Source organism: Terriglobus albidus (assembly GCF_008000815.1).
GTDB lineage: Bacteria > Acidobacteriota > Terriglobia > Terriglobales > Acidobacteriaceae > Terriglobus > Terriglobus albidus_A.
Window position 1 is genome coordinate 5,430,395 of the sequence record NZ_CP042806.1, and the last position, 22,657, is coordinate 5,453,051.

Sequence of the window (22,657 nt, forward strand, 5' to 3'; positions counted from 1 at the left end):
CTCCGCAATGCATTTGGTTACAAGCGGCGGAAGATTTTTTTATTTACTTAACATCGAGAGCCACACTCGTCGCTCCGAGGATCTCTTCCTGATGCGGAACCTGCGCCAGCAGTACCAGGTGCTGCGCACCATGCGCCAGATGCAGGCTCGAAGGAAGCGCCAGGCGCACGCTCTGTTCACCGTCATTACGAACCGTCGCCACGGTCGTCATCAGCCGCGCCACTGAAACATGTGTGAGCGAGCGCCCTGAGTTCTCCCCGCGAAGCACACTGGAGCGGTCTGTGTCATCAGTGATTACCGCAACGATCTCCACCGGCTTCGCCTTTTCCGAGCCCTGCACCAGCCCTTGCACGGCAAACTTCAGATCGATCGTCTGCGGTTGCACATTCGCAGACGAGATCGTGACCTCTACCGACTTCTTTGCCACCTCACGATGCAGCGCATCCTGCAGGGCACGGCTATCGCTGCCAAGTAACTGAACGCGACCGTTCAACACCGCCTGGGGCGTATATGGCTGCCCATCGGCCAGGCGCGCGGCGTATTTCTCCTGGCGCGCCGTAAAGGTCTCCGCGGAGTACGGGTCCTTCCATCCCAGGCTGTTCCAGTAGGTCACATGTTCGCTGATGCCGATCACCAGTTGGCCATCCTGTGTCGTCCGTCCATGGACCTGCTGCAGCAGTACATCCGCCTGAGGACAGCTGGAGCATCCCTCTGAGGTAAACAGCTCCAGCACCGCAACCTTCTGATTCTGGGGTGGGACGGTTGCCGCATAGCCGCGCAATGAAAGGAAAGCGGCAGCGGCGAGAAAGATTCGAGCGTACATAAACAACACCTCCATCAGGCGTCTATCTGATGCCCGTCGCGGCAGGAACGTTACAAATCACGCCGGCTGTAACCTTTTGCGCTGTGCTCTCTCTAACGGTGCGGAAAGGGCGGGCGGAATGACCTGCCTCCCACAGGATGGTTCATGGAACCGCTACTTCGTCTCTATCGCAACGCCGCCGGTGCGCTCTCCAGGCTGCAGTCCCCCATGTTGCTGGCCGTCCGCCTGTACTGGGGCTATCAGTTCGCGCAGACCGGCTGGGGCAAACTCCACCATCTTGCGCGCATTACCGACTTCTTTACCAGCCTGGGCATCCCCTTCCCCGGTCTGAATGCGCACTTTGTCGCCGGCCTGGAGTTCGCCGGCGGCATTCTGCTGATGCTTGGCTTGATGTCACGGCCGGTTGCTTTGCTTCTCGCCGGCAACATGTTCGTTGCATACTTGACTGCGGACCGTGAAGCGCTGCTGGCCATCTTCTCCGATCCCGGCAAGTTCTACGTCGCCGATCCGTACACGTTTCTCTTCGCCTCCGTCATGGTGCTGATCTTCGGCCCGGGATGGTTCGCGATCGACACTATCATTCGCAGGAGGCTTGCGAGGCAGTAGCGATGACGCTCCAGGAACAGCAGGGAGAAGCCGAGCTCATCGCCGCCATTCTGGCCGGCGAGACGCAGCTCTACCATGATCTGATCCGCCCCTATGAGCGGCCGGTCTATCTGCTGGCGCTCTCGTATGTGAAGAACGAGACCGATGCCGAAGATGTCGCACAGGAAGCCTTCCTCAAGGCCTTCCGGCATCTCTCGTCCTTTCGGTCTGACGCCAAATTCAGCACCTGGCTCATCAGCATTGCCCTGAATGAGGCTCGCGGACGCCTTCGCCGCCAGACCGCATCCCGTACCGAATCCCTGGACAAAGATCCTGACGAAGAGGGCGCCGTCTCCCCCGCCCTGTTGCGTGACTGGCGCGAGATCCCTTCCGAGGCAGTCGAGCGCGGCGAGATCCGCGATCTGCTGCGGAAAGCCGTCGAGACTCTTCCGGAGATCTATCGCGAAGTATTTCTTCTGCGGGACGTGGAGGAGCTTAATATCAATGAAACCGCGGAGGCCCTGAACATCAGCGTCTCTGCCGTGAAGGTCAGGCTGCACCGCGCTCGGCTGATGCTGCAGAAGTATCTGGCGCCGCAGTTGAAGTCGGTAACGAAGCCGAAAAGGAGGTGGTTCGCGTGGTCATAGAGTGCAAACACGTCTGGACCTACATCTCCGATTACCTTGATGGAACACTCTCAGAGGAGATCCGCGTGACCGTCCAGAAGCATCTCGAACACTGCGAGCTGTGCTCGGCGATTCTGGACTCGACGCGGAATATCCTTGTGCTTACGGCGGATGACCGTGTCTTTGAGCTGCCGGTCGGCTTCAGCGAGCGTTTGCATCAGCGGCTGGAAGAAGAGCTCAAGCCGAAGAAGGGTTCGTGAGGACGACGGTCTTTTTGTTTGTCATTTCGTAGCGATAGCGGAGAAATCTGCTTTTAGCAGCTGTACCTCAGCGGCTAAAGCCGCGGGTTTTTGCGAGCCTGTACGGGACGGCTGAAGCCGTCCCCTTAAGCAAACCATTCGCGCTCCCGCGCGAACTTCCCACATAAGCTTCGCGTATGTGGGGCACCCGGCCGGTGGCTCACGACGAGCGGATAACGACACCATTCAACAATTCAACCATTCAACTATCGGAGCCGAAGGCTCCGCCTAAACTAGCAACTATTTCTACGGTACGTGGTGAATGATGTGGTGCGTTGCTGCTTCTGCCGTCACCAGCAGTAGCGTCAGCACGGCCAGCGTGATCTGGAACCTTTCCGACCATAGCGTCTTCGAGGTGGGCGGCGTGATACGCCACTGCGAGGCCGGCCGGTTGCGCAGCGATCTGATCCTCCAGATCACGTAGAGATTTACGAGCGAACCAACAACCGCGACGATCATCATCGGGATGCGGATTGCGTCCTGGTGAAAGCCCGATGCCGGACGATGTACTCCAGCCGCGGCGGCCAGGGCACTGAGGCCGATCACCACACGCACTCCGCTGATGGCCATCACTGCCGTACATGCACTCTGCAGCACAATGAAGCCAAAGCTGGTCAACGTTACCAGCCAGTTCGGTTTCGCCTGCTTTTCCGTCTCAACCGCCACACGTCCCTCCGGCCTCTTTATCGTACCCGTAAGGCAGACATGAAGGCCTAACGTCTGCGGTGGCGAGGCGCCGGCTTGACCACGTGGTGTACTGCTTTCTTTACAAAAACAGGCCGCGGCGGAGGAGGCGGCAAGGGCGGCAGGCCTGCCATTGCGAGCAGCAGATCGTTCGCGCCATAGAAGAGATTGAAGCCCGTTCCTACCGGACCATCGGTTGCGGCAAGAAATACAGCGGTATGGTGCGCCTGGTTGATGGCGATGTAGTTCCGAAAGCCCGCGCCACCGCCGGTCTTCTGGACAATGTGCGAGGGATCGTCGGGAGGAAGAAGATGAATCCATCCCAGTCCCACTCCGCTGGGTATACCGGCATGGTCCAGACCGACCTGGTGGGCCAGTTTCTCCGGTGGGAAGTAGACATCCTGCGCGACCTTGTCCTGCACCGGCATGCCGTTCTCTCCGCGATGCAGCAGATACTTCAGCCAGATCGCCATATCGGTTGCCGTGGAGTAAAGACCGGAACTGCCCGCGGTATTCTCCGTCACGGTGCATGGACCTTCATCATGCCCACTGACCAGCAGCTTGCTGCACTGGGCATCGGTCGGGAAAAAGGTCGTGTTGCCCATGTGCAGCGGGTTGAGTGTACGTTCTGCCAGCAGCGCGGCGTACTGCTTATGTGTCGCGGATGACAGTGCGTCGCTCAACAGATCGAAGCCGACGTTCGAGTAAAGCGCTGACGAACCAGGAGCATTGTGCAGCCGCTGCTTCGGCAGCCAACGCCAGCGGGTCTTGTAATCCGGATAGGTAAAGTGCGGCGTATGCGGTGGAGCCCCGGCGATCTCCCGCGAAAGCCCGGCCGTGTGCGTCGCCAGATCCACCAGCGTGATGGGTGAGTCGCCGCGCGTCGGCACGACGATCCGCTTCGGAGAATACTGCTGCAGCGGATCGTCCAGACGGACGACTCGATCGGTGGCAAGCTTGCTGAGCACATCTGTCGTGAAGATCTTCGTCAGCGAGCAGAGCCGCAGCACTGAATCCTGCGAGGGGAGCTGATGCGACCCCGGAGCGGTCTCCCCATAGCCGTGAAAAAAGACCTGGTCGTCACGCACCACCACCAGCACCATGCCTACGGAACCGGAGAGAACGAACAGGTCCTGGCCCATCTCTTCAGCGGTCTGAAGGGCGGGTAACGCCGGCGACGCGGCCGCGGCTTTTGCCGAGGCAGCAGGAACACCGCAGAGAGACAACAAGGCAGGCAGCAGATACCACAGACGTGCGCGACGCATGATTTCCATCTAATCCGCAGATTACAAAAACGGCGCGCCCTGCGGTGCGGAAAACTGTGGTGTTTTCGGGGATGTCTCCAGCGAGATACCGTATAATGCCGCGCATCCGGGCGCAGACTATCTCCGCAACTCTTTATCCCCTAAAGGGTTATCTGACACTATACTGGGCGCGAGGAGCACGAAACCCTTGTTGAGTCAGACTGAAGGTTCCTCGAAGAGCGAAATTCCATGGCCATTTGCCGATGGCGTCATGGCAGAGGCGATTCGCGCCTTTGACTGGCCCTCCACCGAGCTTGGGTCCATCGACACCTGGCCGGCCGGCCTTCTCTTCGCCATCGACATGATGTTGGGCTGTGCCTTCCCGGCAACGCTGCAGTGGGGACGCAACCTCATCCTGTTCTATAACGACGCGTATATTCCCCTGATCGGCACGCATCATCCACATGCCCTGGGACAACGGCTGCTGTCGAGCTTTCCCGAGATCGCCGCAATCTATCCACCGTTTGCTCAGCGTGTGTGGAACGGAGAACGCATTGTGCTGGAAGACCAGCTCTTCCACTACACCCGCAACGACGTCCCCGAAGATCGGTGGTTCAATCTTTCTTACAGTCCTGTCCATGATCGCGATGGAAGTGTCAGCGGCATCCTTGCCGTCGGTCTGGATACGACTGCGAAGGTTCTGGCGGAGCTGGAGCGCTCCACAGCCGATACGCGCCTGAAGCGCGTTCTCGAGACCGATGCCGTCGGCGTGATCTTCTTCGACTACACCGGGACCGTCGTCGACGCTAACGATGTCTTCCTTCGCATGGTCGGTTACTCCAGGGCCGAGATCGAAACCCGGACCGTCACCTGGCGCACCCTGACCCCTCCGGAATGGGTGAAGGTCAGCGAAGAGCAGATGCAGAAGTTCGAACAAACCGGACGCATCGGCCCCTACGAGAAGGAGTACACGCTGAAGGACGGCAGCCGGCGATGGATGCTCTTCACCGGACGCGATCTTGGCGGCGACCGGATCGTTGAATATGCCATCGATATCACTCGCCGCAAAGAAGCCGAAGCCACCTCCAAAGCCATGGAAGAACGCTTCCGTGCGCTGGTCGAGGCAAGTTCCGACGTGGTCTATCGCATGAGCCCCGACTGGAAGGAGATGCGGCAGCTCCAGGGACGGGACTTTCTTGCCAACACCACGGAACCGGAGAGAACCTGGCTGGAGAAGTACATCCATCCGGAGGACCAGGCCTTCGTCTGGGCAACGATTCAGGACGCCATCGAAAACCAGAAGACCTTCCAACTGGAGCATCGTGTCCTGCAGGCTGATGGAACTATCGGTTGGACCTTCTCGCGCGCCGTCCCGCTGCGTAACAAAGATGGGGAGGTCATCGAATGGTTCGGCGCCGCCACCGACGTCAGTGCGCGTAAACGGGCTGAAGAGGCACTGCTCCGCAGCGAAAAGCTAGCAACACTCGGCCGTCTGGTGGCCTCGATCTCGCACGAGATCAACAACCCTCTCGAAGCGATGTCGAACCTCATCTACCTGGCGCATCGCAGCGAAGGTCTTCCCGAGGAAGCCAGGGAGCTGCTGCAACTGGCCGATGCCGAGTTGAAGCGCATTGCGCACATCACCCGGCAGTCACTCGGCTTCTATCGTGAATCGAACGTTCCCGCCGACACCTCGGTGACGCAACTGCTGGAGTCGTCCATCGACCTGCTTCGCGGAAAGATCAACACCCGGCACGCTGAGATTCATTGTCGGTGGCAGGACGACATCACCATCAAAGCCGTTGCCGGCGAGCTGCGACAGGTCTTCTCCAACCTGTTGGCGAACTCTCTGGATGCTCTTGAAACAGGCGGACAGATCACCATCCGAGCAAAACGCTACCTCGGGAAAGACGGCGCCTATGTCAGGATCCTTTTCCTCGACAGCGGGCGCGGCATTCCCCTGGAGACACAGCACAAGATCTTCGATCCCTTCTTTAGTACGAAGGGCAACCTCGGCACTGGTCTTGGTCTGTGGGTGACCAAACAGATTGTCGACAAGCACCACGGCTCCATCCGCGTGCGGAGTCGCAATCTGCCTCCAACGACCGGAACGGCTTTTCAGATCACGCTACCTGCGTGAGGTTTCTTCTCTTTCTCCCTCTCTGGCCTGGGTGTCCGAGAAAAACGAAAAGCCGGTCTGCATTGCAGACCGGCTTTCTTCTTGCACTCCTACAGAAGAGACTGAATCGTCTTCTCGAAGTCTTCCTTGTTGCCGAATCCCTGCTTTACCGCGCGGATCTTTCCGGTGCGATCGATCAGGTACGTGACTGGTAAGGCATCCGTAATACCATACGCCGCAGCAGACTTCCCCTTGTTCACACCCATGGGATACGTGACCTTCAGTTTGCGGGCGACCGGGCCGGCGACCTTCCATCCACCTTCATCCATGGAGACGCCCAGGACTACAAATCCCTTGTCCTTATATTTCTGCGAAAACTCTTCGAACCACGGCATCTCGACTCGACACGGAGCACACCACGTCGCCCAGAAGTTGAGCAGAATCACCTTGCCCTTGTACTGCGACAAGTTGATGGTCTGCCCGGACTCCGAAGCGACCGAAAGTGCGGGAGCCACTTTGCCCACCGGCAAAGGGTCCGCAAAAAACGGCTGCGCGGAAGCGAACGTAAGTGCTGCGAGAACTGCCGAACGAAGGAGTTTCATCGTGTGTCTATTGTAGATGTCGTGGTGCGCGGCGTGTCTTTTGTTTGTCATTTCGGGGAGTCAGCCGGGTGCCCCACATACGCGAAGCTTATCTGGGAGTATCGAGCGTAAGCTCGATCCGTTTTGTTGTCATCTCGTAGTGAACCCGAAAAGTCCTTTTCTTTTTGATTCCTCACCAAGAGGATAAAAGCGGTCTCGCTTCGCGAGATGCCCACATAAGCTTCGCGTATGTGGGGCACCCGATCCGTGGCTACTCTAGACCTGCTTCGCCTCGTCATGGCGATGTGCTGTCAGCAGGTAATAGACCACCGGCGTCACGATCAGGCTCAACAGCATCGAGACCACCAGACCGCCGATGACCGAAATCGCCAACGGCTGCAGCATCTGTGAGCCCGAGCCCAGCGCGAAGGCCAGCGGCAGCATGCCACAGATCGCTGCTGTTGCCGTCATCAGGATCGGACGCAGCCGGCGTTGCGCGGCATGCAGCATCGCGTCATAAGGCGATCCACCCTCGCGGCGGTAGCGTTCGTCGGCATCGAGCAGCAGGATGCCGTTCTTCGCCACGATACCGATGACCATGATCAGACCCATGAACGAGGCCACGTTGAAGGTCGTTCTCGTCACCAGCAACGCCAGCACCACACCCGAGATCGACAAGACCGACGACGTCAGAATGGCGGTCGGAGCATATAGGTTGCGGAACTCCATCAGCAACACTCCAAAGACCAGCGCCAGTGAGAGCAACAGCACCTGCAGCAACTGATGGAACGACTGCTGCTGTTCCTGGTAGGTTCCGCCGTACTCGATACGCACCGACGACGGCAGATGCATGGCATCGACCGTCTGCTGCACGCGCGCGATGGCGCTGCCGAGGTCTGTCCCTTGGAGCTGTGCCGTCACTGTCACCAGGCGCTGCAGGTTCTCGCGCCGGATCTGGTTCTGTGGTGGAAGCTGCGTCACCTGCGCCAGCGATCCGAGAGTGGCCAGTTTGCCGGTCGCGCTGTTAAAGACCGTATTCTGCATCGCATCCAGTGACTTGCGCGTCTCGTCGCCCAGTCGCACGCGAATGGTGTACGGCCTGCCGTTCGCGATCAGCGGATCAGTTGGGTTCACACCATCGAGAATCGAGGTTGCATCCTCAGCAACCTCCTGCGGTGTGAAGCCCATGCGGGCGGCCACCACGGGATCGACCTGGAAGTTGGTCCCTGAACCGCTGATGGTGTTCTCGATGCCGTTCTCCACACTGACGACACCGGGAATCTTACTGATAGCATCGCCGACGCGTGGAGCAACATCGTTCAGCACGGCAAAGTTGTCGCAGAAGAGTTTGATCTGGATCGGCTCCGGCGCGTTCGACAGATCGTTAATCATGTCCTGCAGCACCTGGATGAACTCCACATCCAGCTCCGGCTCGGCCTTCTTGATTTGCGCGCGCGCATCGGCGATCACCTCGTCGATACCGCGGTCGCGATCTTTCTTCAGCCTCACGGTCATGTCGCCCGTGTTCGCTTCCGTCACAGCCGCCAGGCCCATCTGCAAGCCGGTGCGCCGCGAGGTGCTCTCGACCTCCGGCATCGAATGCAGGATTCGGTTCACGTGCTCCAGTACTCGATTCGTCTCGGTCAACGAGCTGCCCGCGGGCATGATGTAGTCGAGAATGAAGCCGCCCTCATCCATCTCGGGCAGAAGGTCCGAGCCCAGGACACGATAGCCGGCATACGTCCCCGCTACGAGCAGGCCGCAGATCCCAAGCAGCATCACAGGACGTGCGAGCGACCATGCCAGCACACGATGGTGCGTGGCAATGACCCGCGTCATCAGCTTGCCATGATGCTCTTCGTGACGCTCCCCTTCCTCACCGTTCTTACGATCGCGCAGCAGCGCGAGACTCAACGCCGGGGTCCAGGTAACGGCCAGAAGCAGTGAGGTCAGCAGCGCCACCGTCATCGTAATGGCCAGCGCACGGAAGAAGCTTCCAGTCACACCCGTAACCGAGACCAGTGGAAGGAAGACGACGACCGGCGTAATGGTAGAACCCACCAGCGGCGCGGAGATCTCTTTCAGCGCAAGCCGCGCTGCGCTGGCGCGTGACTCGCCAGTGTCGCGATGCAACACGATGTTCTCCACCACCACGATGGCGTCATCTATCACCAGGCCAATCGCCGCAGCCAGACCGCCCAGTGTCATGAGATTGAAGCTTTGTCCGATCGTCCACAGCACCAGCACCGTGATCGCTACGGTCACCGGAATCACCAGACCGGCCACCAGCGACGAACTCCAGTCGCCAAGGAAGAGGAACAGGATCACGCAGGCAAGCAGCAAGCCGATCATGATGGCGTCGCGTACGCTGCGGATGCTCTCGCGCACCAGCTCCGCCTGATCGTAGTAAAGCTTCATCTGCACACCGGCGGGCAGGTTCCGCTTCAACTGCTCTACCTGTGCGGCCACGGCGTCTGCGACGGCAACCGTATTGCTGGAAGGCTGCCGCGTGATGTTCAGCAACACCGCCGCGTGATTGTCGGCCGTCACGGTCGTATAGACCGGCAACACGCCTGGCTGCACCGTCGCGACATCGCTCACGCGCACGGCGGTTCCACTGGCAGTCGCCTTCACCACCAGATGTCCGAGTTGGTCGGCATCGTGCGCCTGCGCGCCCACCAGGCCGAGGATGAGCTGATGGTTTTCTTCGTACAGTCCAGGCGAGTCAACGATGTTCGAAGCCTGTACTGCGTTCACAATATCCAGGATGGTGACGTTGGTCGCCTGCAGCCGCGCCATGTTGGGCACGATGTGAAACTCCGGCACTTTGCCGCCCTGCACCGTGACCATGCTGACGCCGGACACACGATTCAACGGCGGCTTCAACGTATAGGTCGCCAACTCCCATAGCTCGGTCTGCGACAAGGTGTCGGAGGTCAGACTGTAACCAATGATGGGGAAGGTAGCAAAGGTCAGGCGATTGGTGGTGATGACCGCGGTCGCCGGCAGTGTCTGCCGTACCTTGCTCAACGCCGCATCCACAAGCTGCAGCGTGCGGAACATATCCATGTTCCAGTCGAAGAACAGACTCACCTCAGCCGATCCGCGGCTGGTATTGGAACGCACCGTTGCCAGACCGGGGACAGAGTTCATCGCGTCCTCAATCGGCTTGGTGATCGTGACCTGCATCTGTTCCACCGGCATGACACCGTTGTCCACGCCGATGACGACACGCGGGAAATTCGTCTCAGGAAAGACACTGATCGGCACCTTCTGCGAGGCATAGATACCAGCCAGAGACAACACGATCAGGAAGAAGAAGATCGATGAGCGATACCGCTCCAGCCAGAAGGGCTTTTCCGTATTGGCCTGGACCTTTTCCGCGAGGACGCTCATTCCTTCTCGTCTCCCTCATCCGCTTTGCCGATCTTTACCTTGGTGCCCTCTTCCAGCGCGTAGGCCCCGTTGGTGACAACGGTCTCTGACCCGTTCAATCCCTGCGTGATCTGGATATCTTCGCCGTCGGTAATACCGGTCTGCACCTTCACCTTGTGAGAGGTGCTATCGGCCTTGACCACCATCACGGACTTCCCGCCATCCTGCGCCGTAACCACCGCCGCCACCGGCACCTTTACGGCCTGGGGTACAGAGCGTCCTGCAATCGCGACCCGTACGGGCGTGCCCGCCTTGTACTTGCCGGCTGCATTGTCGACACGCAGCCAGACCTCGACAGTCGTGCTGCCGGGATCAACCGCGGGGCTGATCAGCGTTACCTTCGCAGGCACCGGATCGGTCACACCCGGAACCATGATCTGCGCCTCGTTCCCCAGAGCCAGCCGCTGCACCACGATCTGCGCGAGATGCACCTTGGCAATCAGCGCCGAGGTATCCATCACCGTGATCAAAGGAGAACCCGCGGTCACCGTCTCGCCGGGAAAGAGAGGACGGTCGGTCACCACGCCAGAGATGGGACTATGGATCTCCGAGTAGGAGACCTGTGCGGATGCAGCCTGGTACTTACCTTCCGCCGAGGAGAGCTGCCCTTCCGCCGACTTCAGCGAAGCGGTACGGTTTACCTTCTTCACCGAGTTCAGATGGTTGGCGGCAACGTCATACGCGGCCTGGGCCTGCACCAGTGCAGCGACAGCGGTGTCATAGTCGCGGCCTGGAATCGCGCCCTCTTCGAAGAGCTTCTTGCGCGCCGCCACAATCTCCTGTTGCAGCTTGAGCTGTGCCTGCGCCTGGGCAACATCCAACTCCGCCTTCGCGGCATCCTCAGGCACCTGCGACTTGGTCTGCATCTCGTAGGTCGCCTGCGCCGACGCGAACTGTCCCTTGGTGTCGAGTGCCTGCGCCGCCAGGTCGCGGTTTTCCAGCACGGCCAATAACTGACCCTCTTTCACCTTCGATCCACGCTGTACGTAGAAGGTCTTGACCGGCGCGGAGATCTTGGGGGAGATCGCTGCCTGCGCCAGCGGGGAAAGCGTGGCGTCGGCCATGATGCGTTCGGAGATCTCTCCGGTCTCGGGCTTTTCCGCCTCCACCGCAACCAGCGACTGCGCTTCACTGTCGGCAGGCTTCTTACAACCGCCAAGAGTAAAGGCACATGCCATCGCCAGCACCGGGACACACCCGGCCCATACCAGAGTTCGTGATGTGTTCTCAACCAATCGTGCCGTGTTCTTCATTACAGGGTTCCTGTCAGGATCTGAAGTGCGGACAATGCGCTCTCATAGCGCACAACACCGTCGGCCTGGGCTGTCTGCGCGGTAAGCAACGCGTTCTGCGCATCGACAACCTCAAGCACCGTGGACTCACCCGCCGCGTACCGCAGGCGCGTCAGCCGCAGACTTTCGGCCGCAGTCTGCGCGCTTTGCTCCAGCAGCGCCAGTTGATTGCGCGCCGCCGCGGCTTCGGCATAACTCTCTTCCAGATTGGCGATCAGCCGGCGCTGGGCTGACGTCAAGCTAACCTTGGCGACATTGCGCTGAATCTGGCTCTGCTGAATCTTCTTCTGCGTCGAAAACCAGTCCCACACCGGAATATCAAGCGTTCCGCTGATGGAGTAGCCGAGGTTGCGCACATCCTCCGGTCCGCGTTTAGCGAACTGCGGAGCGTCGATACCGTAGGTGAAGTTGAGACCGAGGTCGGGCAGATATCCAGCCTTGGCCGAACGCACACCCGCGTTGGCAGCGGCCAGGTCGGCCAGCGCGCTGCGAATCTCAGGATTGTTGGTGGAGGCAAGCTTATTCACCTCGTCACGCGTCGGCAGCTCCGGCGGGTTCTGCGGAGCGTCCGTCACATAGGGCGTGCGCGGATCCGGAAAGAGCAACACCGCAAGCTCCAGCCGCGCCTTGTCCGCGGCCAGCTTCGCGTCAGCAAGGTCGCGCTGACGGCCCTGTAGCTGCAGTTGTGCCTTGACCACATCGGCACGCGCCACCTCACGGCCGGCCTCACGCTTCTGCGTGATGTCAGCGAAGCTCTGTGCCTCGGCCAATCCCTCTTCCATGAGGGTCTGTTTCCGCGCCGCCACGTAAACCATGTAGTACAGATTGACGACCGCACTTGTCAGGCCGCGGCGCGCAATCTCGGCTTCAGCCTGGGCTCGAGCCGCAACGGCAGAGGCTACCTGGGCGTCGGCGATTCCCTTCAGGCCGACCGTCTCATTGATCACCGCCTGGCTGCTGTACTCATGCACCGCATTGTTGGCGATGAAGATCGGCGAGGCCTGCGTTCCCGCCTGCCCGCCCTGATTGGTCTGGCCGTTGGGCTGGGTATAGAGCATCTGGTTGTGATATGTCACGGATGGCAGCAACGCCGCCTTCGCCAGATAACTGTCAATCTTTGCGGAACGCCCTGCCGCAACGGCCGCGGCAAAGATCGGTTCATTCGCCTGCGCTCGGCGAATGGCCTCGGTCAGCGTGATCTTTTCCGGCTGTGGGTCCTTTGCCCAGGTCACCGGCGCTACAAAAAGCAGCAAGGCGGCGCCGACCACACAACCGCCTGCCCGACACACTCGAATCATGCAATCACTGTAGTTTGCCAACCTTAATGAAGGCTGAACTATTTACCAGGCTGGATAGGGTTTCTTACTGCGCCCATGAATCCTGTGTAAAACGGATTCGGCTGCCCATCCATTGCATAGCAAATGGGTGGGATGTTTGAACAGAACTCGAACCGGGTGGGAGCCGAGGGCTTCAGCCGCTGAGGGCGATATCTCGGGCCACCAGATTCTTCATTGCGGATGAAGGCAAAGGATTCGAGACGGGATATCGTACTTAGGCTGGACCTGACCTCAGCGGCTAAAGCCGCACTCTCACGACGCTGTTTCGGCACGGCTGAAGCCGTGCCCTTAAGCACGACATCGCGCTTCGCGCGACCAGGACCGATCGTGCTCGCCTCCATCTTTCCGTTGCGACCGGTCGTGCTCTGGCTCCATCCTCCGTCGCGCAACGCCCAACCGTTTTCGCACCGCAAGTGCGAATGTCTTGCTTAAGGGGACGGCTTCAGCCGTCCCGTATCGAGCCTGCAAAGAACGCGCCTTCAGCCGCTGAACACCCAGCCGGCAAGCTGGCTGGGGACCCGCTGCTCCCACCAGTTTCAACCATGCTCTGGGAATTTCCACACGCTGCAAATGCAGTTATTTCCCTATCTTCCTCAGGTTTGACCTTATTTTGCCGATTCAAATCAAGCGGGTACTTCTATGCCCAGCGACCAGTCTCGACGACTCAACAAACCGATTCAGGAGCAGATCGACCACTTACGGTCGCACAGGCTCGCGCGCATGCGCTTTATTCCAGCGCTGGAGACACAGTTCGAAAAGAACGTCTCCTGGGTGCGCTCCCGCCGTCTGTCCTACGCCATGCTGTTGATGGCGCTGCTCAATGCCTTTCTGTTTCTGGGCGACCTCCGCTCCATTCCCAGCCGCATTCGTACCTCCGGCTTCCTTCGTCTGGTCTTCTTCCCACTTCTCGCGTTGGCGGCTGCCCTGTTTCTACGGTTCAATCCACGCCGCCTCGTCCGCGGCATCACCGTAATTGCGGTAGCGGGTGTAGCGGCAGGAAGCTTCTTTTATCTCTATTCCGGTCCGGGAGAGACGCTGTTGGCACACATGCAGGCGAGCCTGATGTTGTTGCTGCTCATCACCAACATCGTGATGCGCCTGCGCTGGAGCTACGCCCTGTTCTGTTCGGTGGCCTATATCGTCACCTCCATCGCGTTTCTCCGCATCAACTGGACCGCATCTTTCTTAGGAACCCTGGGATTAGGCAGTGTCTCCGCCTGCTGCGCTGCCATGATGCTGCTTGCCAACTACAGCCTGGAACGGGATGAACGCCTTTCCTATCTGCTGCAGCAGAGCAATGACTTGAAGAACGCCGAGCTAAACCAGCTGAATATCGAGCTGGGACAATTGAATCGTGAGCTGGAGGTGCTGTCGCATCTGGACAGCCTGACGCAACTGGCAAACCGCACGGCCTTCGATCGCCGCGTACGGGAGCTGTGGCAGGACGCGGCAGAGACCGGTCAGCCGCTGTCAGCCGTCATGATCGACATCGATCATTTCAAGCTGGTGAATGACACCCAGGGACACCTCTACGGAGATGCCGTGATTCGCCGCGTCGCCGCCCTGGTGCAGCAGTCCATGCGCGGCCATGGCGACTTCGCCGCGCGTTACGGCGGCGAAGAGTTTGTGCTGCTGCTGCCTGGTGCTGATCTGATGACGGCGCTCTCGGTTGCGGAACGGGCCCGTATGATGGTGCACACCGCCGGAGCTCCCGCACCGAAACAGCCCGTCGCCCGTCCGGAGATCGGTTTATGGACAACCGTGAGCTGCGGAGTCGCGACGGCCCTCCGGATGCCGGACGCCGATTTTGTTCGCCTGCTGCATGCGGCCGATACCGCTCTCTACCGCGCCAAAGCAGAAGGCCGTAACCGTGTATGCGCCGCGGCTCCTTTGGTCTAGAGCGTATCGACAAATTCGAGATAGCTCGCACGTTGGATGCCCATATCCCCCGAGGGACACGTGCCCGGCCTTTCCGCTCCCAGGCAGAACTCTTCAGGCAGCGCGAACTTCACTCCTATGGCATGTCGCCGAACTTGCTTTGTATTGAGAGTTATAGAGCGGGCCTTCAGCCCTTGATCGTTCAATATGCTCGAAACCTGGGGCGTTTTCCCCGGGCTGGTCCTGGGGCGTTTTCCCCGGGCTGGTATAGAACACGTCTCCACCCCGACGAACAAGTTCGCCGGAGACCCCGGCCTTCAGCGCTTAGAACTGTGGCACCCTTTGTTTGTCATTTCGTAGCGAAGCGGAGAAATCTGCTTTTGATACTTTCTCCCTAGCCGGGTATCCCACCCTGCAGAGTCCCAATGAACCTGATTCGTTGGGGTGAACGCTCGCAACGCCAGGTGGGTAAGGAATACCCCAAAATTTCCTACCAAATGCAGCACAAATTTGTCGATATAGGCCTAGAATCTCCTCTCGACTGTAAACCAGTGGGCTCAGCTGCGATCGAAACGGCTCATCGACCAATGGGGCATTCTCCTATCCCCTGAAGTAGGGCGGGACACATCCCCCCAAAGTGGCTGTGACATTGCTTTCCTCTCTGCCATCCTCAAAAGCATCGGGACTGATACGGACCTGCAAGAACGATCCCCCCTGGAGGATTTCCGTGACTACATCAACGTTGGCCCCTGTACCGCACAATGCTCAGCAGAGAGCGACCACCCCGCAGAGAATCATCGCCCGGCAGACAACCATCGACTCAGAAGAGCTCGTCGCGCTAAGCCGTAAAGGAGATCTCTCGGCCTGGAGCGAGCTGATGAAACGCCACAAAGGGACGGCGTACAAGGCAGCGATACGCATCCTGAAGAACACTGAGGATGCCGAGGACGCCGTGCAGGACGCCATGCTCCGCGCCTTCCGCAAGCTCTCGACCTTCCGCGGCGAAGCCACGTTCGCAACCTGGATCACCCGCATCTCCATCAACTCCGCGCTGATGCAGCTCAGAAAGAAGAGGCGGCATCCCACCCTCGCACTCGAAGACCTGCTCGGCAATGAGACCGGCAAACCGGCTCTGTACCTGACAGCCAACTGCCCCACCCCGGAAGAACACTATTTTGACTGGGAGGCACGGAGGCGGCTACACAGGGCGATTGGCCAGCTCCCGACCATCCTGCAGGGCGTTGCCAAAGACAGAATCGTGAAGGAGCTTCCGGTCGAAGAACTGGCCGTCAAGCATGGCCTGTCGAGCGCAGCCGCCAAATCGCGCCTGATGCGCGCCCGGCGCATGATTGCTCATCGCCTGGCGCCAGTGCCCAGGGTAGAACCTCAGGTCTATTGCTGATCCATCCTGGCTGCTCAACGCTGGCGGCATGCCTTGCTTTTAATCTCGAATTCGAGGATAATTTTTCTCGAAAGCGAGAGTAATTATGGCAGCCGCCACGGCACTCGTTCTTCCCAGAATCGCCGGGTATGACTTTGACTCCGGCGCCGATCTCGGCAATCCGTCAGAGCGCGCGGAGCTCTCTTCCGCGGCGATCAAGGCTTTTCTCAATCTCCGCAAAAAGTGGAATCTCAACGAGGAACAGTCGCGCGCTCTGCTCGGTGGAGTTGCCTCTTCCACCTTCCACGCCTGGAAGACCCACCCAAGGCGGACGCTCGATCAGGACACGCTTACTCGCATCTCGCTGTTAATTGGGATCTACAAAGCGCTCCACATCTACTTCGGCAAGCCGTGGGCAGATCGCTGGATCACGCTTGAAAATCGCGGATCGCTCTTCTCCGGCCGTACACCGCTGGCCTATATGATTCAGCGCGGCATGCCCGGCATGCTGGATGTCCGTCGCATGCTCGACTCCTGGCGCGGTGGGCAGTGACGCCACCCATCCGTCGGATCGATCAGGACGGCATGCATCGCTTGATCCCCTCCCGCTATAGCGACAGCGGTACCGTGCTCAGTGAGCTTACGGATGACGATGAGATGCTCGAAAAGCTCATCCGGCTTGATGGCGCTACGAACGATCGTATTCAAGGCGAACAATCCGGTCTCGTCGGCATCAGCACCTATGAGCTCGTCTACGGCATTCCAAATGCTCATATCATCCGCGCGGCCTACCTTCATCCAAGTCCGACAGGATCGAGATTTAACGACTCGACCCGCGGAGCCTGGTATGCCGCGGACAAACTCGAAACCTCACTGGATGAGGTGGGCTATCACAAGGCCAAACGTCTGGCGGAGATCGTAGTTCCGGAGGCGGCCGATGGTGTCCCGCCCTCCGAATCGTCCACCTATGACGATTGGCTCGCCGACTTCCATGCAGACTTTCATGCGCTGGAGCCCGCAACCGACTACGCGGATTGCCTCGCCGCTGAGCCTGTTCCGGAGTGCTACGCGGAATCGCAGAAACTCGCAGCGCGACTTCTGAGGACGCAGTCAAACGGCATCTATTACCCAAGCGTCAGGCGCAAAGGCGGACGATGCCTCGCATGCTTTCGGCCGCCGCTTGTCTACCAGCCCCGGAGAGATAAGCGATATGAGATCTCGTTCCGCTGGGAGCGCCGGCGGTATAAGCGCGAAGTCCACGAAGTGCCAATTGAATAGGTGGGGTGGGAGCAGCGGGGTCCCCGGCCCAGCTTGCTGGCTGGGGTGCTCAGCCGGCTTCAGCCCGCTGATAAAGACGTAAAAGTAAATGGGCTTTAGCCCTGGGCCTTTTCCCTAGCGGAGAAAGAAACCCAGGGCTAAAGCCCATTTCTTATAGAGCCAACAAACGCGGGCTGAAGCCCGCGTCTCCCACCCAATTCGAGCTTTGCTCGAATGGTTCACCCCAGCGAACCAAAGGCCAAAACTAGACAGCCGCTACAACAGGCCATCCACCGGCCTATTCGATGGCCTCGCCGAGACTGGCTGGACTTGCCGATACGACCAGGTCAATCTCTTCGTCCGATACCGCGAAGAACGTCCGCGAGATCGCACCGCCCAAAATCGCTCCGACGATGGGAGCCACCCAGAAGAGCCACAACTGACCGAGAGCCCAGCCTCCGACAAAGATCGCCGGGCCGGTGCTGCGCGCGGGATTGACCGAGGTGTTGGTCACCGGGATGCTGATCAGGTGGATCAGCGTCAGGCAGAGACCAATGGCGATCGGCGCAAGGCCCTTCGGAGCACGTTCATCGGTAGAGCCCAGAATCACCAGCAGGAAGAAGGCTGTAAGCACCACTTCCGCAATCAGGCAGGCCAGCAGCGAGTAGCCGCCGGGCGAGTGATCCGCATAGCCATTCGATGCGAAACCGCCGGCAAGACTGAATCCCGGCTTGCCGCTGGCGATGAGGTAGAGCACGCCCGAAGCAGAAATGGCGCCGAGCACCTGCGCGATGACATAAGCAGGAAGATCGGAGATCTTGAAGCGTCCGCCGACAACCAATCCCACCGAAACTGCAGGGTTAAGGTGACAACCGGAGATATGACCGATGGCGAAGGCCATGGTCAGGACGGTTAATCCGAAGGCCAGGGCAACACCAACGAATCCGATGCCAAGAGATGGGAAAGCCGCAGCCAAAACGGCGCTGCCGCACCCTCCGAAAACCAGCCAGAACGTTCCAAAAAACTCAGCAAGAGCTCGCTTAGACAGGGGCACACTCATGGATCCCTCCACAGTACGGCGGCATGAGATTTTACGGCGGGATCATCCTACCATGCGGGGAAAAACAGGAGATTTTTATTTGGTTGCGAGGTCCTGGAGCTTCGACGCGTGTCAAGCAATTCAGCTATTTTCATCCGCTGTACCCGGTTCGCGCTTAGCGCGAATGTATTGCTTAAGGGGACGACTTCAGTCGTCCCGCACGGAACCGCAAAGATATGCGGCTTTAGCCGCTGAGGTACCAAAGCTATGACCTCAGCGGCTAAAGCCGCGATCACTTGGCACGCACGGCGACACGGCTGAAGCCGTGTCCTTAAGCAAGGCATTCGCACCTGCGGTGCGAAAATGGTTGCGCTACGCGCAACGGTTTTGGTTTCGATAGAGCATTTTCCCTGTAGGGGTAGCTTAGAGCTTTCGCATCTATGGACGTTTTCCGCAGTGAAAACGCCGCTGCACGACTTCTTACGGAATATCCGGTAGCAGGGAAATCCTCTAGCGGAGCAAATGCGACGAAACGCCTCTATCTCTATAGGGGATTTCAATATCCGATTCTTGTCGTCGCCGCGGGCGTGTCGATACTCCTACTGCACATGCGTCTTCACCCATTCCTGAATCTCTTTTCTCAGGATGATGTGTTCGCCCAGCCGGCGATAGCTTTCAAACTGCGACTCGGTAAAGAACTGGTCGAGAGTCGTGTCAAAGGGAAAGGCGTTATGCACTCGGTGGTAGTTCAGGATGTCCGCCGGCTCGTCACCCGTGAGTGTGCTCTTCAGATAGAGCAGCTTTCCATACGGCTCGCCCCTCTTGTCTTCGGGATAGTAGATATCTGCCTCCAGCGCATGGAAGAGGTTTCCCGGAAAATGCTTGAACTTGAGCAGGCCTTCCGCTCCTGACGGCTGGTGCTGATCCGGAGGTGAGGGTGCGGCAGCATCGACGGGCGGCTCGACGATCTCTACCTGCAGTGGCTCATTCTCGTCGGGTTTCTCCTGAAGCGGCGCCTTATCGCGGGCGAGGCCCTCTCCTCCGGGAGTCGGATAGTCCACTGTGTTCCTGATCCGGATCTCGATGCCGAAGTCCACGCGCACCTTGCGAATGGCCATGCCGATGCCTTCAAACCGCAGCGATCCGTCTGCTTCCGCGTCGCAGACAATCACCGTACGGCAGCGCCGGCGCAGCAGCTCATAGAGGCCCATGTTCTCGAAGTGGCCGCCGTCGGAGAGATAGACATATCCGGCGGTATCGTTGGTCACTCCCCAGAGCTCCTTTACCAGTTGCGCCAGGCCATTGAGTGGGTAGTCGGGAATCCCGGCCCGGCGCGGGTTCCTGATCCACCAGCCCAAGCGAACGTTGAAGACTGTCATCAGGAAGGCCATCGCTTTGCTGGAATGGAAGCCCATGTTGGGCGAAGCCGCCGCTCCGGAGATCGCGACGGCACTTGCAACCGTAATCCCTTTGCCCTTCTTGATGTGAGCGATGGTAGGCACAAAGCCGTTGTATTGCAGCGTGTCGTTGGTGCCGTCGGTCCAACCGGTCGAGTAGCCGGAGTAGAGCGGCGTGATCGCAAAGCTGGCCGCCTTGCGTTCCTGATAGGCAAGATCGCGTCCGGTGGTGAGATTGAGCGCGGTACAGAAGATGGGGAACGGTCCCTGATAGGCGCCGGGCTGACCGTTGAGGTCTACCCAGGAAGAAGGCACCAGGTCTTTGACCCGCAGCCGGCCATCTTCGACATCGAAGCCTGTGAAACGATTCGGAACGCGGTTTGGGTTCGACGCTCCGGCATAACAACGCGCCAGGCGATCACGGTAGAACGCGTTCATCGAGAACTCATTGATGTCGATGCGGCTGCTGAAGAAGAATGCTGTTGCCACCATCGCCAGAAGCAGCCATGCCCACCGGGAGGTAACCTCCATCACGACGTTTGGGTCGTGCCCTTCAAGCAGCCAACTGGTCAGTGTGGCGAGCAGAAGGAAGAGGCCGACGATAAAGACAGGGGGAGCGATTTTGACAACGAGCTCAGCCGGGCTCCAGCTGCTGCCCTGACCTGGAGCGTCAGGATCCTCATTCGGTTTGCCACTGGTCAGACGGCTCTTGCCCAGTAGAACGCCTGATATCGTACTAACGACCCAGGTGCCCCAGACCGCATACTTCACGATCACCTGCTGCGCAATCAGCTCCGACGCATAGCGCCCAAGCAGCGAGACGCCAAACAAGGCGAACCATACCACGCCATATTGCACAGAGACAGCACGCAGCCGGGCGACCCACTCACGTTGTGCACTGCCGAAGAGTGTACCCATCAGGCCGGTACAGAGCTCCAGCGAGATAAATGGAACGGCCAGCAACAGTGAAGGAAGTACGGCGATGCCTAGCGAAGCAATCAGTTTCTGATGGACGAGGAAGGTTCCCACGAAGAACAGATAGCCAATGCCGTAGAGCAGCACGATACAGAAGATGCCTCCAAAGAGTGGGAACAGGAGGGAGGTAATCTTCCAACGGAGAGAGGCCGATTCCTTGTGTCCTGCCCAGATGGCAAGACAGAAGAGGATGCACAACAACGGAAAGGCATCATAGAGCCAGATCAGGGGAGATTCGTCCAGCCACGTCGACTCCGGAGTGATGAGGTGACGCTCTACATACGCCTGATGGGTCGCCTCGCATGGAATCCATTGGGCCTTGAGCACCGCCGGAACACTACACTTCGGTTTGTAGTCAGACCAGGCACGGGCGAGGCGCAAATCATTCTGCGATGAAGCAGGCTTGCAGCTATCCCCCTGGTCTTTGCAGATCGTCCACTCAGCCTTGGTCGTGTCAGAGTTCGCCTGAACGATCACACGCTCTGACGGCACCTTCGGTCTCGGCCGCTGTGCATAAGCGCGATTGGCGCGCCTGCTGAACTGCGATCCACCCGGCACCGAAAGCTTGTACACCATCGGCGCGATGCAGGCTGCGAGCAGCAGCCAGCTTGCCACAATCGCATGCACATGCCATGGGTGCGTGCGATCACCGCAACAAGCTTTCCGGGTTTTCTTATCGGCCTCTGTGACGACATCGCAGAACCGTGGGAAGGCATACCAAAGCACTGCGGCAGCGAAAAGCGCAATGCCCGCCAGAAGCGCAAAGATCAGCAGCCGGATGGTCATGCTTCCGACGCTGCCGACACCAAGATGGCGCACCACCCACTCCGTCACCGCGATATGGGGTAGCAGCAGAAGCGTCATGATGGCCGAGATCAAGATGACCAGGTTGAGCAGCATGTTGCGGATCCAGACAGTAAAGATGGTCCACACATCCGCGCCGAAGAGACTGACAGAAGGCGACAGATAGTTCGAGTACCGGCGCAGCCAGCGGATCGGCTCAGGTGGAATGACGCGTCCGGAGTCCACGGCAGGAATGGGAACCATCTTCTCCTGCACACTTTTGAGCCCCGCCCGCTTGATCCACGACGACAGGAACTGATGGATATAACCGCCGCCGGAGACGCTGGAGAGATAGTCAATCTCGCCCAGCTTGCGCAGTTGTGCGAGTCCCTGGAGCACACCGAGATTGAACGTTGCGCTACGGATGCCACCGCCGGAGAGACACACCCCGACATCGCGCACCGTCTTCGCGCGTTCGTACACATCGGTCGTCGTGTCCGTCGGATCGATCAGCCGCTTGCCTGGGTCCTTCGGGTCGAGGCGCGCCTTGAACTCCTGCTCGAGCAGCCATTTGCCAGGCGTGTATTGCGTGAGCAACGCGATTCTCGACTGTAGATCAGGGTGACGCTGGAAGTTGCGAATCAGTGCAGCCTCATCCAGAAACTCCCCGCGCACGACATCTTCCGTACCGGCATAGGTACCGCTTTCGAGAAGCTGGACGATCTCAGGGCAGCACGGGTGTTTGGCGTCGCCACAGCACATCGCGATTGCAGTCTGTGCAAGCCGATGGCGATATTGCTGGTCGGAATCGAGGGAGGGATTCTGCTGTGTCTGCGGATCTGACATGATGTTCTCTCTCAGCCACGCTGCTTTCAACCGTGACCGCACGCATGAATTTTTGAAGCCCCGACGCCTTACGGCG

The 22,657-nt window shown here is 59.2% G+C and carries 17 protein-coding genes; 8 read left to right on the top strand and 9 right to left on the bottom strand.

Going from position 1 to position 22,657, the window contains the following annotated elements; all coding sequences use genetic code 11:
- Positions 1 to 43: 43 nt before the first annotated feature.
- Entirely contained in the window at positions 44 to 823 is a 780-nt protein-coding gene (locus tag FTW19_RS21760; RefSeq protein WP_187143116.1) for a DUF1223 domain-containing protein, read from the bottom strand.
- A 144-nt stretch (positions 824 to 967) separates the two neighbouring features.
- Here FTW19_RS21760 and FTW19_RS21765 point away from each other — a divergent pair, with 144 nt between their 5' ends.
- Genes FTW19_RS21765 through FTW19_RS21775 form a run of 3 tightly spaced genes read left to right on the top strand, consistent with a single transcriptional unit; the run spans position 968 to position 2,294 of the window.
- The gene (locus FTW19_RS21765; protein WP_147649656.1) at positions 968 to 1,429 is read left to right on the top strand and encodes a DoxX family protein; all 462 of its coding nucleotides are present in this window, start codon (positions 968 to 970) and stop codon (positions 1,427 to 1,429) included.
- A gap of 2 nt (positions 1,430 to 1,431) precedes the next feature.
- A complete protein-coding gene (locus FTW19_RS21770) occupies positions 1,432 to 2,055 on the top strand; it encodes a sigma-70 family RNA polymerase sigma factor (RefSeq protein WP_147649658.1) in 624 nt (207 codons plus the stop codon).
- Complete coding sequence (locus FTW19_RS21775) at positions 2,046 to 2,294, top strand: anti-sigma factor family protein (RefSeq protein ID WP_147649660.1); 249 nt, start codon at positions 2,046 to 2,048, stop codon at positions 2,292 to 2,294. Before FTW19_RS21770 ends, FTW19_RS21775 begins: the two co-directional genes overlap by 10 nt.
- Before the next feature lie 285 nt (positions 2,295 to 2,579).
- Here the strand turns inward: FTW19_RS21775 and FTW19_RS21780 are convergent, their stop codons facing one another.
- Positions 2,580 to 2,999 (bottom strand): hypothetical protein, encoded by a 420-nt coding sequence (locus FTW19_RS21780; protein ID WP_246153441.1) that lies wholly within the window; start codon positions 2,997 to 2,999, stop codon positions 2,580 to 2,582.
- Between the two features lie 47 nt (positions 3,000 to 3,046).
- On the bottom strand, positions 3,047 to 4,282 hold the full coding sequence (gene ampH / locus FTW19_RS21785) for a D-alanyl-D-alanine-carboxypeptidase/endopeptidase AmpH (protein ID WP_187143117.1): 1,236 nt from the start codon (positions 4,280 to 4,282) through the stop codon (positions 3,047 to 3,049).
- 190 nt (positions 4,283 to 4,472) lie between these two features.
- On the opposite strand from ampH, the gene FTW19_RS21790 reads away from it, so the two are divergent.
- Complete coding sequence (locus FTW19_RS21790; RefSeq protein WP_147649664.1) at positions 4,473 to 6,401, top strand: PAS domain S-box protein; 1,929 nt, start codon at positions 4,473 to 4,475, stop codon at positions 6,399 to 6,401.
- Positions 6,402 to 6,490: 89 nt separating this feature from the next.
- Here the strand turns inward: FTW19_RS21790 and FTW19_RS21795 are convergent, their stop codons facing one another.
- From FTW19_RS21795 to FTW19_RS21810, 4 genes are all read right to left on the bottom strand, one after another.
- Positions 6,491 to 6,982, bottom strand: a complete 492-nt coding sequence (locus tag FTW19_RS21795) for a TlpA family protein disulfide reductase (RefSeq protein WP_187143118.1) — start codon at positions 6,980 to 6,982, stop codon at positions 6,491 to 6,493.
- 255 nt (positions 6,983 to 7,237) lie between these two features.
- Positions 7,238 to 10,357: an efflux RND transporter permease subunit gene (locus FTW19_RS21800; protein ID WP_147649668.1), complete on the bottom strand. Its 3,120-nt coding sequence runs from the start codon at positions 10,355 to 10,357 to the stop codon at positions 7,238 to 7,240.
- Positions 10,354 to 11,649, bottom strand: coding sequence for an efflux RND transporter periplasmic adaptor subunit (locus FTW19_RS21805; RefSeq protein ID WP_246153442.1), 1,296 nt, complete (start codon positions 11,647 to 11,649; stop codon positions 10,354 to 10,356). Before FTW19_RS21805 ends, FTW19_RS21800 begins: the two co-directional genes overlap by 4 nt.
- The gene (locus FTW19_RS21810) at positions 11,649 to 12,986 is read right to left on the bottom strand and encodes a TolC family protein (protein ID WP_147649670.1); all 1,338 of its coding nucleotides are present in this window, start codon (positions 12,984 to 12,986) and stop codon (positions 11,649 to 11,651) included. Before FTW19_RS21810 ends, FTW19_RS21805 begins: the two co-directional genes overlap by 1 nt.
- A 759-nt stretch (positions 12,987 to 13,745) precedes the next feature.
- On the opposite strand from FTW19_RS21810, the gene FTW19_RS21815 reads away from it, so the two are divergent.
- The 4 genes from FTW19_RS21815 to FTW19_RS21830 all read left to right on the top strand — a co-directional run bounded on the left by FTW19_RS21815 (position 13,746) and on the right by FTW19_RS21830 (position 17,562).
- On the top strand, positions 13,746 to 14,924 hold the full coding sequence (locus FTW19_RS21815) for a GGDEF domain-containing protein (protein WP_187143119.1): 1,179 nt from the start codon (positions 13,746 to 13,748) through the stop codon (positions 14,922 to 14,924).
- 706 nt (positions 14,925 to 15,630) lie between these two features.
- Entirely contained in the window at positions 15,631 to 16,305 is a 675-nt protein-coding gene (locus FTW19_RS21820) for a sigma-70 family RNA polymerase sigma factor (protein WP_147649674.1), read from the top strand.
- An 85-nt stretch (positions 16,306 to 16,390) separates the two neighbouring features.
- Positions 16,391 to 16,837, top strand: coding sequence for an antitoxin Xre-like helix-turn-helix domain-containing protein (locus tag FTW19_RS21825; protein WP_147649676.1), 447 nt, complete (start codon positions 16,391 to 16,393; stop codon positions 16,835 to 16,837).
- 32 nt (positions 16,838 to 16,869) lie between these two features.
- A complete protein-coding gene (locus tag FTW19_RS21830) occupies positions 16,870 to 17,562 on the top strand; it encodes an RES family NAD+ phosphorylase (RefSeq protein WP_147649678.1) in 693 nt (230 codons plus the stop codon).
- A 277-nt stretch (positions 17,563 to 17,839) separates the two neighbouring features.
- On the opposite strand, the gene aqpZ is transcribed toward FTW19_RS21830, so the two are convergent.
- Positions 17,840 to 18,601, bottom strand: a complete 762-nt coding sequence (gene aqpZ / locus FTW19_RS21835; protein ID WP_222705492.1) for an aquaporin Z — start codon at positions 18,599 to 18,601, stop codon at positions 17,840 to 17,842.
- Positions 18,602 to 19,179: 578 nt separating this feature from the next.
- On the bottom strand, positions 19,180 to 22,581 hold the full coding sequence (locus FTW19_RS25945) for a hypothetical protein (RefSeq protein WP_187143120.1): 3,402 nt from the start codon (positions 22,579 to 22,581) through the stop codon (positions 19,180 to 19,182).
- Positions 22,582 to 22,657: the final 76 nt, after the last annotated feature.

Coding starts and splice junctions, on each gene's coding strand:
- FTW19_RS21760 (WP_187143116.1), bottom strand. CDS start 823: ATGTACGCTCGAATCTTTCTCGCCGCTGCCGCTTTCCTTTCATTGCGC.
- FTW19_RS21765 (WP_147649656.1), top strand. CDS start 968: ATGGAACCGCTACTTCGTCTCTATCGCAACGCCGCCGGTGCGCTCTCC.
- FTW19_RS21770 (WP_147649658.1), top strand. CDS start 1,432: ATGACGCTCCAGGAACAGCAGGGAGAAGCCGAGCTCATCGCCGCCATT.
- ampH (WP_187143117.1), bottom strand. CDS start 4,282: ATGCGTCGCGCACGTCTGTGGTATCTGCTGCCTGCCTTGTTGTCTCTC.
- FTW19_RS21795 (WP_187143118.1), bottom strand. CDS start 6,982: ATGAAACTCCTTCGTTCGGCAGTTCTCGCAGCACTTACGTTCGCTTCC.
- FTW19_RS21800 (WP_147649668.1), bottom strand. CDS start 10,357: ATGAGCGTCCTCGCGGAAAAGGTCCAGGCCAATACGGAAAAGCCCTTC.
- FTW19_RS21805 (WP_246153442.1), bottom strand. CDS start 11,649: ATGAAGAACACGGCACGATTGGTTGAGAACACATCACGAACTCTGGTA.
- FTW19_RS21810 (WP_147649670.1), bottom strand. CDS start 12,986: ATGATTCGAGTGTGTCGGGCAGGCGGTTGTGTGGTCGGCGCCGCCTTG.
- FTW19_RS21815 (WP_187143119.1), top strand. CDS start 13,746: ATGCGCTTTATTCCAGCGCTGGAGACACAGTTCGAAAAGAACGTCTCC.
- FTW19_RS21825 (WP_147649676.1), top strand. CDS start 16,391: ATGGCAGCCGCCACGGCACTCGTTCTTCCCAGAATCGCCGGGTATGAC.
- FTW19_RS21830 (WP_147649678.1), top strand. CDS start 16,870: ATGCATCGCTTGATCCCCTCCCGCTATAGCGACAGCGGTACCGTGCTC.
- aqpZ (WP_222705492.1), bottom strand. CDS start 18,601: ATGAGTGTGCCCCTGTCTAAGCGAGCTCTTGCTGAGTTTTTTGGAACG.
- FTW19_RS25945 (WP_187143120.1), bottom strand. CDS start 22,581: ATGTCAGATCCGCAGACACAGCAGAATCCCTCCCTCGATTCCGACCAG.